Genomic DNA, 15,494 nt, shown 5'->3' with positions numbered 1-15,494 from the left:
TTGTTTAGGTTGTACATAATTATTTATGGCTAAAAAAATACCTCATTCAAGCCATGAAGTTTAATATACCCTCTAAAAAGATCTTAATAAAATGAAGAGATATTTTATTCTCCTTTCCCTATGTTTACTAGCAAGCTACCAGGCTCAATCACAAGTATTAATATCTCTGTTATTTGGAGATAAATTAAATTCGGAATACATTGAATTTGGTTTAGATGGAGGAGCAGATTTCTCTAGCTTAGAGGGGATTTCCTCTAATATGGGTCCCAATTTTTATTTAGGGTTTTACTTCGACATGAATATCAAGAAAAGTCCCGATTGGATTTTCAATACAGGTGTGATTGTAAAATCCACTATGGGAGCTGAAGATATTGCCGTTTACAGCTTAAACAATCCCGATTTAGATGCTGCTTTCGAAGGGGGTTCTGTACAACGTAAAATTAATTATTTTAATGTCCCTCTTGTTATTAAGAGAAAGTTTGGAGACCGCTTTTATTTAGGAGCTGGAACCATGCTTGGCTTAAGGTACAAAGCACATGATCTCTTTACTAACAGAGTGATTGATAAAGAGGATTTAAGCTATAAGTTAGACATAAAAGACCAAACCACGGCACTAGATGCCGGATTAATGGGAAGTATTAATTACAAGTTAATGTCTAAAATGGGAATGAATATTAACCTAAAATATTATTACGGTTTGGTTAATATCAATAAAAACCCAGTTGAAGGAAAGCAATATAACAGATCCATATATTTAGGCGTTGGTATTCCAATTGGTAGTGGAAAAAACAAAAAACATCAAGACGTAGAAACAGCTCCTCATGGAGAAACCAACTAAATAATTACAAATGAAAAAAATAAAGCTAATTTTACTATTCGTATTAGTAACAACTTTGGCTAATGCTCAAATAACTACTAGTGATAAAGCTGAATTACAACAGGAAGAAACTTCAGGTTCTGATCAATTGGCAAAACAACTTTTAAACCCAATCGCTAGCCTTATTAGTGTTCCTTTCCAAGCAAATACAGATTTTGGAATTGGTGCAGCAGATGGCACGCGATTTACACTAAACGTCCAACCAGTCATACCTTTAAGTATTAGTGAAGACTGGAATTTAATTGCTCGTGTAATTTTACCTATCATTTCTCAATCGGATGTCTTTGGAGATAGTGGCAATCAAACAGGGCTCGGAGATGCTGTAGTTAGTGCTTTCTTCTCTCCTAAGGCTCCTACGTCTGGAGGTCTTATTTGGGGAGCTGGGCCAGTATTACTTGTGCCAACTAGCACGGATAATCTATTGGGCTCAGGCAAGTTTGGTGTTGGTCCTACCGCTGTAGCTCTAAAACAAGTTGGGCAATTAACTATAGGAGCCCTAGTAAACCATATATGGTCTGTTGCAGGCGCTTCTGATAGAGCCGATGTAAACAGCACTTTTGTTCAGCCCTTTATTGCCAAAAACTTTAAAGGAGGTTATAGCTTAGCCTTAAATACCGAACTTACTCAAAGCTGGGATTACAATTCTACTTCTGGTAATATTCATCTCATTGGAGCTAAAGTTATAAAAATGGGGAAACAACCTGCACAAATAGCTGTAGGTCCTAGAGTTCCTTATGGAAACGGAAACACTGCAGACTGGGGCTTTAGAGCACAATTTGTATTGATGTTCCCAAAAGGGTAAAAAAGAATAAAAACACATAATAAAAAAAGCCTTGAAATCTAAAACTTCAAGGCTTTTTGCTTTATAAACGCTATTATCTCATATTCTCTTTTACTTAACATCCATTAATTCCACATCAAAAATCAATGTCGCATCTGGAGGAATAACACCACCAGCACCAGCACTTCCGTAACCTAAATCGCTAGGAATTACCAATCTGGCTTTATCTCCAACATGTAATAACTGAATCCCTTCGTCCCAACCAGCTATTACCTGTCCCATACCTATTGGGAACTCTAAAGGTTGTTTGCGTTTGTAAGAAGAATCGAATACGGTTCCATCTGCTAATTGTCCTTTATAATGTACAGATACGGTTTTACCTTTTTCGGCTTTTGTTCCTGTACCTTTTTGTAAAATTTGATAGCGTAAACCACTTTTAGTTTCTTCAAAACCTTCTGCTAACTTATCTAATTCTGCTCTTTTAGCTTCGCGCTCTTCTGTAATACGTTTTTCACGTGCTCCTTCAAACGTTCTAAAAGCTTCTATGGCATGAAATGCCTCTGCATCTGCTCCTACTCTAATAATTTCAAGAGTTTCTATTTCATCTCCCTGAGCAATAGCATCCACCACGTCTTGTCCTTCAATAACTTTTCCAAAAACTGTATGGTTATTATCCAACCAAGGAGTTTCAACATGTGTAATAAAAAATTGAGAACCATTGGTTCCAGGTCCAGCATTAGCCATAGATAAAATTCCTGACGCATCGTGCTTTAAATCTGGATGAAACTCATCGTCAAATTTATAGCCTGGATTTCCTGTTCCAGAACCTTGAGGGCATCCACCTTGAATCATGAAATCTGGAATTACCCTATGAAACTTAAGCCCATCGTAATAAGGCTTGCCTTGAGGTTTTATGGAATTCTCCATATTTCCTTCTGCTAAAGCCACAAAATTACCTACTGTTCCAGGTGTTTTTTTGAACTCTAAAGCAACTAATATCTCTCCTTTATTGGTGTTGAATTTTGCGTATAAACCGTCTTGCATTTTTTATATTTTTAATGAAAGTGCAAAGATAATCAATGGAATTAAGAATGAATAATTAAAAATTAATAATGTTAGTACTTAATGAGATAGACTGAGACAGACTTCTATAAAAATTAACTATCTCTAAAAGGTTTTTAGAAAATAAGGTCCTTAACGTTCAAAATTCCTTCCAATCACAAACCTAATCCCCTCACACCTAACACGTCAATTCTTACACCTAACCCCTAATGCCTAATCCATCTAATTCGCTACTTCACTAATAAACTTAATACGGTACAAACGCAGTTCTTCATCATCATAATCGCCATCAAACTCATCAATAGCTTCGTCTATCTTATCGGTTTGTGCTTCCATGAAGTACTCGTGGATTTCTTCCTGTTGGTCTTCGTCCAAAAGATCATTTAACCAGTAATTGATATTCAGTTTGGTTCCAGAAAACACAATGGCTTCCATTTCTTTTATAAAATCTTTCATCTCCATGCCTTTGGCAGAAGCAATATCGTTAAGAGGCAATTTCCTATCAATATTTTGAATGATATAGAGTTTTAAAGAGGAATTGGTTCCTGTAGATTTTACAATCATATCATCTGGACGAATGATCTCGTTTTCATCCACATAATTAGAAATTAGTTTGATAAAATCTTGTCCGTACTTTTTAGCTTTTCCATCTCCTACGCCATGAACATTACTCAACTCTTCTAAGGTTAATGGGTATTTAAGAGCCATATCTTCTAAAGAAGGGTCTTGGAAGATAACAAAAGGGGGCACCCCCAGTTTTTTAGCGTTCTTTTTACGTAAATCTTTAAGCATGTTCATTAAAGCCTCATCAGCTACTGCGCCACCTCCTTTGCTGGAAGTAATGATGTTTTCGTTACCAGAACTATCAAACACATGATCTTCAGTCATCATAAAAGATTCCGGGTGTTTTATAAAGTCTTTTCCTTTTTTAGTGATTTTTATCACCCCATAGGTTTCAATGTCTTTCATTAAATAGCCGGCTACAAGCACCTGTCTAACCAAAGCCATCCAGTAGCTTTTATCTTTATCTTTTCCTTTTCCAAAAAAGGATAGTTCATCTGTTCTATGAGATTTTATTAAGGCATTGGCTTTTCCTACAATAACATGTACCAAATCTTTAGCCTTATATTTTTCGTGGGTGGCTTCAACCGTTTCTAAAACCAGTTTGGCATCGTCTTTGGCTTCCCGTTTCTTTTTAGGAAAACGCATATTGTCGTCCATATCACCACCTTCACCCGTCTCATTATCAAAGGCTTCTCCAAAATAATGAAGAATAAATTTTCTTCTAGAAATAGAGGTTTCGGCATAGGCTACAACTTCTTGTAATAAGGCCTGACCAATTTCCTGCTCAGCCACAGGTTTTCCAGACATAAATTTCTCTAATTTTTCTATGTCTTTATAGGCGTAAAAAGCAAGGCAATGCCCTTCTCCTCCATCGCGTCCGGCACGACCTGTTTCTTGATAATAGCTTTCAATACTTTTAGGAATGTCGTGATGAATAACAAAACGCACATCTGGTTTATCTATACCCATACCAAAAGCAATGGTGGCAACAACCACATCGATATCTTCCATAAGGAACATATCCTGATGTTTCGATCTTGTTTTTGCATCTAAACCTGCATGATAAGGCACCGCTTTAATTCCATTTACCTGAAGTGTCTGCGCCAGTTCTTCCACACGTTTTCTACTTAAACAATATACAATCCCCGATTTTCCACTATTTTGTTTTATAAAACGAATGATATCGGCATCTACTTGTTTGGTTTTAGGACGTATTTCATAATACAAATTAGGTCTGTTAAATGACGCTTTAAACGTTTTGGCATCAGGAATAGCTAAATTCTTTAAAATATCTTCCTGAACTTTTGGAGTAGCCGTTGCCGTTAAGCCAATAATTGGAATATTATCGCCAATACGTTGGATAATATGTTTTAAATTTCGGTATTCTGGTCGGAAATCATGACCCCACTCACTAATACAATGGGCTTCATCCACAGCCATAAAGGAAATTTTTACAGAACGTAAAAATTCGACATTCTCTTCCTTTGTTAACGATTCTGGTGCCACATAGAGCAATTTAGTAACCCCATCTACAATGTCTTGTTTGACACGTTTTATTTCAGTTTTATTTAAAGACGAATTTAAAACATGAGCAATTCCCTCGTCCTTAGAAATACCTCTTATGGCATCTACCTGATTTTTCATTAAAGCTATTAATGGAGAAACAATAATGGCTGTTCCTTCTTGCATGAGGGCAGGTAGTTGGTAACATAAAGATTTACCTCCCCCTGTTGGCATAATTACAAATGTGTGGTTTTGAGACAAAATGCTTGAAATCACTTCTTCTTGTAATCCTTTAAACTTACTAAATCCAAAAAATGTTTTTAAGGCCTTATGTAAGTCTTTTTCAATTATAGACATGAATCTTTTAATTTTAATTTACACTATTATATCATACATTAAAATTAAATGCTATTAATTATCCTAATGTATTTAGAAACCCACAATTTTTTTTCGTTAGCTTTGTAGCATATTTAAACAAATAAAAACTTACGTGAGTTTGAATAACTTTAAAGATAATAAATTCTTTAAAAGCATCAACCCAAAAAAATAATAAATTTTGAACAACCAGAATTCTATTATAGCTACTGCAAAACAAACGATTGAGATGGAAAGCAAAGCCATCTTTAACCTTTCCAGTTATATTAACGAAGAATTTGCAGCTACAGTGGAGTTAATTTACAACTCTACCGGACGTGTCATCATTACCGGAATTGGTAAAAGTGCCATTATTGCTACTAAAATTGTAGCCACTTTAAACTCTACAGGAACACCTGCTGTTTTTATGCATGCTGCAGACGCCATTCATGGCGATTTAGGGCTTATTCTTGAAAATGATGTGGTTATTTGTATTTCTAAAAGTGGAAACACTCCTGAAATAAAAGTTTTAGTCCCTCTTATTAAGAATGCCAAAAACAAAATGATTGCCATTACAGGTAATATCGACTCCTTTCTAGGGCAACAGGCAGATTATGTATTAAATGCCTATGTTGAAAAAGAAGCCTGTCCTAATAACCTAGCTCCAACTACCAGCACCACAGCACAATTAGTTATAGGTGATGCCTTAGCTATTTGTTTGTTACAATTAAGAGGTTTTTCAAGTAAAGATTTTGCCAAGTATCATCCAGGTGGAGCTTTAGGGAAAAAATTATACTTACGTGTTAGCGACATGTCTGAGGTAAACCAAAAACCAAGTGTCAGCCTAGAAACTGGGATTAAAGATATTATCGTTGAGATTACCGAAAAAATGCTGGGAGTAACAGCTGTAGTCGAAAATGGAAAGATAATAGGAATTATTACAGATGGGGATTTAAGACGTATGTTAAGTAAAACAGACGACTTTACAAAACTGACGGCCAAAGATATTATGAGCGAACACCCCAAACGAATTGACTCCAATGCCATGGCTGTAGATGCTATGGAACTGATGGAAAAGCATGGTGTTTCGCAACTACTTGTAGAGAAAAAAGGGCGTTATGCTGGAGTGGTTCACGTACACGATTTAATTAAAGAAGGCATTTTATAATGACAAAAAAGAATGTGAACGAGATGTCTTTCCTCGATCATCTGGAAGATTTACGCTGGCATTTAATTCGTGCCACCATGGCTATTCTAATTTGTGGAGCTGGCGCGTTTATATTTTCAGATTTTATTTTCGATACCATTATTTTCGGTCCTAAAAGAATGGATTTCCCAACCTATAAGTGGCTTTGCCGTATGTCGCAATTTATTGGGGTGGACACCAGCTTTTGTTTAGACGAGTTTCCTTTTAGAATTCAAAACAGAACCATGGCAGGACAGTTTTCTGCTCATATTTGGACGTCTATTTATGCCGGTTTGGTTATAGCTTTTCCATATGTTATTTATCAGTTTTGGAAGTTTTTAAGTCCTGGACTTCATGTTAATGAACGTAAACACTCCAGAGGGTTTATCATTATTTCTTCATTTTTATTCTTTTTAGGTGTGTTATTTGGATACTATATCGTCACTCCTTTATCTATTAACTTTTTAGGGACCTATAGTGTGAGCAGCGAAATTTCAAACGAAATTGATATCAGTTCTTATATTTCCTTAGTAAGATCATCGGCATTAGCTTCTGGGCTCATTTTCGAATTACCAATTATCATTTATTTCTTAACAAAAATAGGATTGGTAACCCCACAAATTCTAAAAAAATATCGAAAGTTCGCACTGGTTATCGTGTTAATTGTTTCAGCCGTTATTACACCTCCGGATATTGCGAGTCAGGTTATCGTGGCTATTCCTATATTAATACTTTATCAAGTGAGTATCTATATTTCTAAAATAGTAGTCAGAAATCAAAAGAAAAAAGAAAAACAAGAGAAAAAAGATGTCAGACATAATTAACGAATTCAATGATTATCGCTCTAAAATGAACGATAAAATCTTAGCGGATAATAATAAAATCATCAAGCGTATTTTTAATCTAGACACCAATGCGTTCCAAGAAGGGGCTCTAGATGTTAAAACCAAAGAATTATTAGGTTTGGTAGCGTCTACGGTGTTGCGTTGCGACGATTGCATAAAGTATCACCTGGAAACCAGTCATAAAATAGGTTTAAAGAAAGAAGAAGTGGTAGAAGCTTTAGGCATTGCAACCTTGGTTGGTGGCACCATTGTAATTCCTCATTTACGTCGTGCCTACGAGTTTTGGGACGCTTTAGAGGAGGCACGTTAAACCTAACACACCCTTATCCTCTTTACATCTATAATCTTTATTGGTGTTCCAATAGGTTCAATATTTTATAGTTGTTTATAAAAACTCATAATTTCGGCCTATCGAAGATTTATTGTAAAATTGGAAATGAAAACGCCGTGAAATTTTAGGCTGTTTGAGCTAGCAAGATCTCTAATTTATAAAGATTTTTCAAGCGAGTTCCTAAAATTTAGGTGTCGAATGATCAATTTAGATAAAGCTTCGTAAGCCTAGACTTTTTTGTTTCTTTTTTGGGCAATGCAAAAAAGAAAGAATTAAAAGTTTTGAGTATACAAAATATGTGTCTAACAGGATTGCCGTTAAACTTATAATAAATAAAAGTAGAATCTTTAGAGTGTCTAGCTAATTTACTATTTTAGCACCTATTACCTGATGATATGAAGTTAAGAGCCGATAATTTAATGAAGTCCTACAGTGGACGAAAAGTAGTAAAAGATGTTTCCCTGGAAGTCAATCAAGGTGAAATAGTTGGACTTTTAGGCCCTAATGGGGCAGGAAAAACAACCTCCTTTTATATGATTGTTGGCTTAATTAAACCTAATGGAGGTAGTATTCATCTAAACAAAACAAATATTACCAAGTATCCCATGTACAAACGTGCTCAAAATGGGATTGGATATTTGGCGCAAGAAGCTTCCGTATTTAGAAAATTAAGTATCGAAGACAATATTTTAAGTGTGCTGCAACTCACCAAATTAACAAAGAAAGAACAGCAAGATAAAATGGAATCTTTAATCGACGAGTTTGGCTTGGGGCATATCCGTAAAAGTCGTGGCGATTTATTATCTGGTGGAGAAAGACGACGTACCGAAATAGCGAGAGCTTTAGCGACAGATCCCAGTTTTATTTTATTGGATGAACCTTTTGCCGGGGTCGATCCAGTAGCTGTTGAAGACATACAGCGTATTGTAGCCCAGCTAACCAAGAAGAATATTGGAATACTTATTACAGACCATAACGTTCAAGAAACCTTAGCCATTACAGATAGAACCTATTTAATGTTTGAAGGGAGCATTCTTAAAGCAGGAGAGCCAGAAGAATTAGCTAATGATGAGATGGTGAGAAAGGTCTATTTAGGTCAGAATTTTGAACTGCGTAAAAAGAAGATTAGAGAGTAAGCTTTCTTCTAATAGGCATTAGGAATGAGGTAATAGGTTTTAGGAACTTACCATAGCAAAGACCTTATATCATAATCTAGGAAAATCCTCAATTAGCAATACGCTCTGTGCAACTCTTTAATGCCTCCGTGCAACTCTGCGAAACCAATTTACAACTGCTTACCTGTGCCGAAAAAGTGTGTTCTAGCGGGGCTGTCCGCCCGCCTGACAGTAGCCAGGTTTCCGAAAAAAACAACTTAAACTACAACTACAACAGTTAGTCTGTAAACTAATAACAAACCTACAAGATAAAAAAACCTTTACGTCTTTGCGTGAAAATAAGAACATCATCCACGAATCATTCCCACAACTTTCATAATAAGCTTAAAAACCAAAAGGGCTATAAATCCAACTGCTAGTCCAATTACAAAATCCTTTAGCATACTTGGCCAAGATTCCAAAACATGATGTAGGAATTCTATATTATGTGAAAAAATACCTCCAGCAACCAATAATAAAGCAATGGTTCCTATCACGGAAAGCGATTTGATCACTTTAGGCAGGGCCTGCACTAAAAAGTTTCCAATACATCTTAAAAACCCCTTCCCATTTCCTAATTGTATTAAGCGCAAACCAAAATCGTCCATTCTAACGATAAAAGCTACAATACCATACACCCCAACGGTGGCAATTATGGCGACAACAGATACCACCAATACTTGAAATAAAAGATCTCTACCTACTACGGTTCCTAAAGCAATAATGACAATTTCAACCGATAAGATGAAATCGGTTAGAATAGCCGATTTAATTTTCTGTTTCTCCTGGTCTAGAATTTCTTTTTCCGAAAGAGGTTCAGCTTCCAAAGTAGCTGTAACATCTTTATGTGGTACTAAATACTCATAAACTTTTTCAGCGCCTTCAAAAGCCAGATAAATACCACCTAACACCAAAATAACGGTTACGGCCCAGGGTAAAAAAGCACTGAATAAAAATGCGACTGGTAAAATAATCAGCTTGTTTAAAAAAGAGCCTTTGGTAATGGCCCAAAGAACAGGCAGCTCTCTGGAAGAGACAAAACCGGAAGCCTTCTCCGCATTCACTGCTAAATCGTCTCCTAAAATACCAGCTGTTTTTTTAGTGGTAATTTTACTCATAGCTGCAACATCGTCCATAAGGACGCCAATGTCGTCTAGTAATGCAAAAAATCCTGATGCCATCGTTTATTTATTATTTTATATTTATTATTCAATATTTAAAAAAAGAAAATCCAATTTCAAAATTTCAATAAAACATAATCTTTGTCACACTGAGCTTGTCGAAGTGCTATCCAAAAATCAAATGATGTATTAAAAATGGTTAATTATATGGTCTTCGACAGGCTCAGACTGACAGAATAGATGCATTTGAGACCTTCGAGAAAAATAAGCTCTTTGCAAGAAAACTTATCTAATCCCATTCTGTCCAACCAATGACAACAAAATATAAATCAAGATAATCAAAGGAATGGCTGCAAACTGCAACACAACTAATAAGACCACACATAAAATGATAAAGATATAACGCATGGCATTATTTTTAAAGCTCCAATCTTTAAATTTTAATGCAAATAACTTTATGGGCGACACCATTAAATAAGCACTTACAAAAGTTAGAACAATTAAAAACCATGGATTTAAAATCATTGAATTCATAGCATCGTTGTTTTGAAACTCCATGATGAGTGGCAAGGACAAAATCATTAAGGTATTTGCAGGAGTTGGCAAGCCTTTAAAATAAGACTGCTGATCTTCATCTATATTAAATTTAGCCAATCTATAGGCCGAAGCCAAGGTGATAAAAAACCCTATGAGGGCTATAGGTGCAAATTGAAATTCCTGCCAATGCATGGCACTGTTCCAATCGTTAGAAAAAGAGATTAAATCTTCTGTATCACTGGCCATCACCAACAATTTAAACATGATAATCCCTGGCACCAAACCACTGGTAACCATATCTGCCAAAGAATCTAATTGAATTCCAATGGCACTTTGCACGTTTAACTTTCTAGCCAACAAGCCATCAAAGAAATCAAAGAAAATACCTAAGGCAACAAAGCCTGCTGTTGCAATAAAATGATTGTTTACAGCAAATAAAACGGCTATACAACCAGAGAATAAATTTAATAAGGTAACGATATTTGGAATCTGTTTTTTCATTAAATAATGCTTTTGTGATGTAAAAATAGCAAACTATTTTTGTCTAATACCATATGTGTTTTAAAATGATGAATAAAAACTTAGTCTGTTCGAGTGTATTTTGTGCCTTTATATGTCACCAAACAGATTTTAAGAACCATTTTTAAAATTCTAATATTAACAATCCAAATACCAACAACTGACGAAGTAGCTTTAGCGAAACAAAAACAACTTTCAACGATTATTTTGACATTTATATGGCAAAGGACTACAAATACACAATAAGTACCGTATTTTGAAGTTTAATATGTTGAAAAATTATAGCATATTTGCAGAAATAAATTCACATTTGAAAACAAAACTAACAAGTTTACTTCTATTAATTACTATGGCAGTCTTTGGACAAGCCAGGAAATATTCCAACGAATTTATGAATATTGGGGTGGATGCTGCTGCATTAGGCATGAGTAATGCCGTAACGGCTCACACAGCAGATGTAAATTCCGGATATTGGAATCCTGCTGGCTTAGTGCATCTGGAAGACAAACAATTGGCCTTAATGCACTCCAGTTATTTTGAAAGCATTGCCAACTACGATTATATTGGTTTTGCCATGCCTATAGACGACAAAAGTGCGATTGGAATCTCTCTCATCCGATTTGCAGTCGATGATATTTTAAATACCACACAACTTATAGACGACGAAGGAAATATCAACTACGATAGAATCAGTCTGTTTTCAACAGCCGATTATGGCGTGACCTTTTCCTATGCCAGAAAATTACCCTTAGATGGTTTAAACTATGGCATTAATGCCAAAGTCATTCGTCGTGTCATTGGCGACTTTGCCTCTTCCTGGGGTTTTGGACTAGATGCAGCTGTTCAATTTCAAACCAGAGACGAGTGGAAGTTTGGGATTATGGCAAGAGATATTACCACCACGTTTAATACCTGGGCTATTAACGAAGAAGCCTTTGCTACCATACAAGATGCTGTAGAAGGAGAAAACCAGGAACTACCAGAAACAACCGAGCTTACCATTCCAAAACTACAATTTGGAGTCTCTAAAAAGTTTATTATTCGATACGATTATTCCCTGTTAGCCGAAGTAGATTTAAACATTCGCTTTGAAGAAAACAACGATATTATCTCCACCTCTTTTGCTAGTATCAATCCTGCTTTAGGTTTGGAATTTGGTTATATTGATATGATTTATTTAAGAACAGGCATCGGGAACTTTCAAAACGAATTACAAATAGACAATAACGAGCGTGTGAGTTTCCAACCCAGCATGGGTGTTGGTTTTAAATACAAAGGCATTCAAGTAGATTATGCCTTTACAGATATTGGCGACCAAAGTATTGCCTTGTATTCCAATGTGTTTTCTTTAAAAATAGATTTTAGTGTTTTTAGATAAATTCTAAGATTTATAAAAAGGAAATTAACATTAACCTTACTAGGCTCCCCCTCTTAAAACAACAAGCCTAGATAATTACTATTTATTATATCTATTCAAATGGTAAAATAAAGCTCTTGCTTCTTTAACTGACAAACGGCCTATTTTTATTTTCGTAGTAAAACAAGGTGAAATCTGAAGCGGTGGATGAAGGAGGATGTCCTAGCGAAGCGATTGCCATCCGCATGATAGAGATTTTACGTGGTTTTCAAGAAAATTAAAATCAGCCTAGATTTTTTTGGTTCGTTTTTTCATCAATGGAAAAAATGAACATATAAAACAATTGTTTCAAATACATATCACACCGAAAAAAAGCCCCCCTCCCTAACTCTGAAATAAAGCAGTACAAAGAACTCAAACAAGCTTCATCAAATCACATAGTTTTCACTAAATTTGAAGCAAATAAAACCACCTTATGCAAAAAATTGTTTTAGCCTTCAGTGCATGCCTTTTTGTTGTTCTTTCCTCATTTTCACAAACAAGACGTCTCTCGCCAGATGCTGAGATTAGCGTCTTAACTATTGGTCCAGGAACCTCCTTAAACGATGCTTTCGGACATAGTGGCTTCAGAATTAAAGACCGACGTTTTGGAATAGATGACGTCTATAACTATGGTATTTACGACTTTAACACCCCTAATTTTTATCTGAAATTTGCACAGGGGAAATTGCATTATTTAATAGGAAAGAATCCTTACGAAGATTTCTATAATGCTTATGTCTATCAAAACAGAACCATTGAAGAGCAAACACTCAACCTGACTCAAATAGAAAAACAACAGCTTTACGATTATTTATTAAACAATATCAAGCCAGAAAACAGAGCCTATCTCTACGATTTTTTCTATGACAATTGTGCCACGAGAATCAAAGACGTTTTAGTAAAAAACAGTAACTCTGAAGTTGTCTTTAATATTCCTAAAGACTTTAAACCACAAACCTTTAGGCGCCTGATTCGCGAAAAAGTTCCTACAAACTCCTGGGGTGGGGTTGGTATCGATTTGGCCTTAGGCTCTGTGATAGACAGACCGGCAACTCCAGAAGAACATATGTTCCTACCTGAATATATTCACACCTTCTTTGGAGAAGCCACATTAGCTAATAGCAACCAGAGTCTGGTACAACAAAATCGTGTGGTATTTGAAAAAAGAGAGATGCCCGTTTCTAACCAGTTTTTGTTTAGTCCCTATGTGATATTTAGTATTCTGGGCCTTATCATCGTTAGTATCACCTATTTAGATTATAAAAACCAACGTAGAACCAGGCTTCTAGATATCCTTATATTTTCAATCACCGGACTTATTGGAGTGCTTATCTTACTGCTTTGGTTTGCCACAGACCACGACGCAACAGCGCAAAATTACAACCTGCTTTGGGCCTTTGTTTTAAACCTTTTTGTTATTGGACAGCTTATTAAACCAACTCCTAAGTTGTGGTTTATTAAATACCTGAAATTCTTAGTGATTATGTTGTGTCTCATGAGCTTCCATTGGCTTGTAGGCATTCAAGTGTTTGCCACCGCCCTACTCCCACTACTTCTTGCCTTGGGATTGAGGTATGTGTTTTTGATTTGGTATTATTCTAGGTGAGTTGTGAGTTGTGAGTTGTGAGTTGTGAGTTGTGAGTTGTGAGTTGTGAGTTGTGAGTTGTGAGTTGTGAGTTGTGAGTTGTGAGTTGTGAGTTGTGAGTTGTGAGTTGTGAGTTGTGAGTTGTGAGTTGTGAGTGAAATTTAAAAATTATATTTGATAATAAAAAGTTTCTTTTTTAAAAACCGAAAACCGTTAACCGACAACCGACAACCTACTGCCCCCTAAAAAACAACATGGTACTTAAGGTCTTTACAATCACATTGGCATCTAAAAAGAAACTTCGGTGTTTGATATAATACAAATCATATTGTAGTTTTAGCAGACTATCTTCAACTGTCGAGCCGTAACGCACTTTTACCTGAGCCCATCCTGTTAAGCCTGGTCTGATAATATGTCTGGTTTCATAGAAGGGTATTACCTGCGAGAGTTCGTTTACAAAATGTGGACGTTCGGGTCTGGGACCTATCAAACTCATATCCCCTTTTAAAATGTTTAGAAACTGAGGAAACTCATCGATTCTAGAGCCTCTTAAAAACCTTCCAAACGGTGTAACACGCACATCATTCTTTTGTGCCCATACAGCACCATTTTGTTCGGCATCGACCACCATGGTTCGAAATTTTACAATAGAGAACAGCTTGCCATTCTTTCCCACCCGATCCTGATAATAAAACAAGGGGCCCTTATTGGCTATGAGATTGCCTAAGAGTACAAACGGGACAAAAACACATCCTATTATAAGTCCGACAAAAGAAAACAGAAGATCGAATAAGCGATGAAAAAACAGATAGAGTTTGTTGTGATTGCTTCGGCTAAAAGGGAAGTACTTATAAAAATCTTTTCCTACAAACTGGACAGGTACCCGATAGGTCATGTCTTCAAAAGCTTGGGTGTACTCCTTAATAGGGAATCCGCGTTCTAAAAGCTGGATTAAATTGTTATAAATCTCTGCAGTAATGGTTTCAGCATTATAACTTGCCACAATTATTTCGGATACATTTTCTTTAGCAATGAGATGGTGTAAATCCTTACAATCATATTCTGGAATCCCCTGGTATTTTACCGTTTCATGAAGAGGGGTTTCGCAGTTAATAAACCCGATAATCTTATAGTTAGGATCTGCCTGTTTAAAAGCATCTACAATGGTTTCGATATTGGATGTTTCCCCAATAATAAGCGCTTTTTTATAAAACCTAGGAGACGCAATAAACTGAATATAAATCAATCTCCAGATTACAAGAGCCGTAATAATAGCCAAATAAAAATAGACAATCTGCATCCTGTTATTAGGAAGCAAAGGAGTAAAAAACGGGGTTAATAAATAGAACAGCACCGTTATAGAGGCTGTTAACACAATATTACTGAGCACCTTATATTGCAGGGAGGCTTTTTGCAAATCGTAGAGTTCAAATACGGTTCCAAAAACAGTCACATAAATAATAAGCACCAATACCCAGGTCCAGTTTTCATGAGTCACGCTAAAATAATCGAATGCAAAGGTGGAACTTACCAGGTATAGCATGCCCAGAATAGCTAAGATATCTACCAGTCTTAATAAAATCTTACGCTCAGAAATATTAAAATGAATATCGTATTTGGGCATTTCTTTTAATTATGTGATAAAGATAATAAGTTAAGTAATTTATGCAAGTATT

Annotated in this window: 13 protein-coding genes; 8 read left to right on the top strand and 5 right to left on the bottom strand. The window is 35.8% G+C overall.

What is annotated here, in order from left to right; translation table 11 throughout:
* The first annotated feature begins 91 nt into the window (after window positions 1-91).
* Both OS191_RS00935 and OS191_RS00930 read left to right on the top strand, forming a co-directional pair.
* Window positions 92-838 (top strand): outer membrane beta-barrel protein, encoded by a 747-nt coding sequence (locus tag OS191_RS00935; protein ID WP_267153833.1) that lies wholly within the window; start codon window positions 92-94, stop codon window positions 836-838.
* Between the two features lie 10 nt (window positions 839-848).
* Window positions 849-1,679, top strand: coding sequence for a hypothetical protein (locus OS191_RS00930; protein WP_267153832.1), 831 nt, complete (start codon window positions 849-851; stop codon window positions 1,677-1,679).
* A gap of 90 nt (window positions 1,680-1,769) precedes the next feature.
* Here OS191_RS00930 and OS191_RS00925 read toward each other — a convergent pair whose 3' ends face one another.
* Window positions 1,770-2,702, bottom strand: coding sequence for a peptidylprolyl isomerase (locus OS191_RS00925; RefSeq protein ID WP_267153831.1), 933 nt, complete (start codon window positions 2,700-2,702; stop codon window positions 1,770-1,772).
* A 240-nt stretch (window positions 2,703-2,942) separates the two neighbouring features.
* Window positions 2,943-5,144 (bottom strand): DNA helicase RecQ, encoded by a 2,202-nt coding sequence (gene recQ, locus OS191_RS00920; RefSeq protein ID WP_267153830.1) that lies wholly within the window; start codon window positions 5,142-5,144, stop codon window positions 2,943-2,945.
* A gap of 199 nt (window positions 5,145-5,343) precedes the next feature.
* On the opposite strand from recQ, the gene OS191_RS00915 reads away from it, so the two are divergent.
* The 4 genes from OS191_RS00915 (at window position 5,344) to lptB (ending at window position 8,639) form a co-directional block, all read left to right on the top strand.
* Window positions 5,344-6,309 carry a KpsF/GutQ family sugar-phosphate isomerase gene (locus OS191_RS00915; RefSeq protein ID WP_267153829.1) on the top strand — a complete coding sequence of 322 codons (966 nt, stop codon included), beginning with the start codon at window positions 5,344-5,346 and terminating at the stop codon, window positions 6,307-6,309.
* Entirely contained in the window at window positions 6,309-7,151 is an 843-nt protein-coding gene (gene tatC, locus OS191_RS00910; protein ID WP_267153828.1) for a twin-arginine translocase subunit TatC, read from the top strand. The genes OS191_RS00915 and tatC overlap by 1 nt, the downstream gene beginning before the upstream one ends.
* Entirely contained in the window at window positions 7,135-7,482 is a 348-nt protein-coding gene (locus OS191_RS00905; protein WP_267153827.1) for a carboxymuconolactone decarboxylase family protein, read from the top strand. The genes tatC and OS191_RS00905 overlap by 17 nt, the downstream gene beginning before the upstream one ends.
* Window positions 7,483-7,898: 416 nt before the next feature.
* Complete coding sequence (gene lptB, locus OS191_RS00900) at window positions 7,899-8,639, top strand: LPS export ABC transporter ATP-binding protein (protein ID WP_267153826.1); 741 nt, start codon at window positions 7,899-7,901, stop codon at window positions 8,637-8,639.
* Window positions 8,640-8,965: 326 nt separating this feature from the next.
* Here the strand turns inward: lptB and OS191_RS00895 are convergent, their stop codons facing one another.
* Both OS191_RS00895 and OS191_RS00890 read right to left on the bottom strand, forming a co-directional pair.
* Entirely contained in the window at window positions 8,966-9,838 is an 873-nt protein-coding gene (locus OS191_RS00895; protein WP_267153825.1) for a DUF808 domain-containing protein, read from the bottom strand.
* 225 nt (window positions 9,839-10,063) lie between these two features.
* On the bottom strand, window positions 10,064-10,816 hold the full coding sequence (locus OS191_RS00890; RefSeq protein WP_267153824.1) for a CDP-alcohol phosphatidyltransferase family protein: 753 nt from the start codon (window positions 10,814-10,816) through the stop codon (window positions 10,064-10,066).
* A 328-nt stretch (window positions 10,817-11,144) separates the two neighbouring features.
* Here OS191_RS00890 and OS191_RS00885 point away from each other — a divergent pair, with 328 nt between their 5' ends.
* Both OS191_RS00885 and OS191_RS00880 read left to right on the top strand, forming a co-directional pair.
* On the top strand, window positions 11,145-12,212 hold the full coding sequence (locus OS191_RS00885) for a putative type IX sorting system protein PorV2 (protein WP_267153823.1): 1,068 nt from the start codon (window positions 11,145-11,147) through the stop codon (window positions 12,210-12,212).
* A 454-nt stretch (window positions 12,213-12,666) separates the two neighbouring features.
* Window positions 12,667-13,839 carry a lipoprotein N-acyltransferase Lnb domain-containing protein gene (locus OS191_RS00880; protein WP_267153822.1) on the top strand — a complete coding sequence of 391 codons (1,173 nt, stop codon included), beginning with the start codon at window positions 12,667-12,669 and terminating at the stop codon, window positions 13,837-13,839.
* Between the two features lie 211 nt (window positions 13,840-14,050).
* Here OS191_RS00880 and OS191_RS00875 read toward each other — a convergent pair whose 3' ends face one another.
* Window positions 14,051-15,442, bottom strand: a complete 1,392-nt coding sequence (locus tag OS191_RS00875) for a sugar transferase (RefSeq protein ID WP_267153821.1) — start codon at window positions 15,440-15,442, stop codon at window positions 14,051-14,053.
* Between the last annotated feature and the right edge of the window lie 52 nt (window positions 15,443-15,494).

Source organism: Xanthomarina sp. F2636L, from assembly GCF_026410195.1.
Taxonomy (GTDB): Bacteria; Bacteroidota; Bacteroidia; order Flavobacteriales; family Flavobacteriaceae; genus Xanthomarina.
Note: the sequence above shows the minus strand (reverse complement) of the source record. Positions and strands in the feature narration are given on the sequence as shown.

What these genes read in the sequence shown, in the direction of transcription:
- OS191_RS00890 (WP_267153824.1), bottom strand. Translation starts at nt 10,816, where the DNA reads ATGAAAAAACAGATTCCAAATATCGTTACCTTATTAAATTTATTCTCT.
- recQ (WP_267153830.1), bottom strand. Translation starts at nt 5,144, where the DNA reads ATGTCTATAATTGAAAAAGACTTACATAAGGCCTTAAAAACATTTTTT.
- OS191_RS00875 (WP_267153821.1), bottom strand. Translation starts at nt 15,442, where the DNA reads ATGCCCAAATACGATATTCATTTTAATATTTCTGAGCGTAAGATTTTA.
- lptB (WP_267153826.1), top strand. Translation starts at nt 7,899, where the DNA reads ATGAAGTTAAGAGCCGATAATTTAATGAAGTCCTACAGTGGACGAAAA.
- OS191_RS00880 (WP_267153822.1), top strand. Translation starts at nt 12,667, where the DNA reads ATGCAAAAAATTGTTTTAGCCTTCAGTGCATGCCTTTTTGTTGTTCTT.
- OS191_RS00935 (WP_267153833.1), top strand. Translation starts at nt 92, where the DNA reads ATGAAGAGATATTTTATTCTCCTTTCCCTATGTTTACTAGCAAGCTAC.
- OS191_RS00905 (WP_267153827.1), top strand. Translation starts at nt 7,135, where the DNA reads ATGTCAGACATAATTAACGAATTCAATGATTATCGCTCTAAAATGAAC.
- OS191_RS00930 (WP_267153832.1), top strand. Translation starts at nt 849, where the DNA reads ATGAAAAAAATAAAGCTAATTTTACTATTCGTATTAGTAACAACTTTG.
- OS191_RS00925 (WP_267153831.1), bottom strand. Translation starts at nt 2,702, where the DNA reads ATGCAAGACGGTTTATACGCAAAATTCAACACCAATAAAGGAGAGATA.
- tatC (WP_267153828.1), top strand. Translation starts at nt 6,309, where the DNA reads ATGACAAAAAAGAATGTGAACGAGATGTCTTTCCTCGATCATCTGGAA.
- OS191_RS00895 (WP_267153825.1), bottom strand. Translation starts at nt 9,838, where the DNA reads ATGGCATCAGGATTTTTTGCATTACTAGACGACATTGGCGTCCTTATG.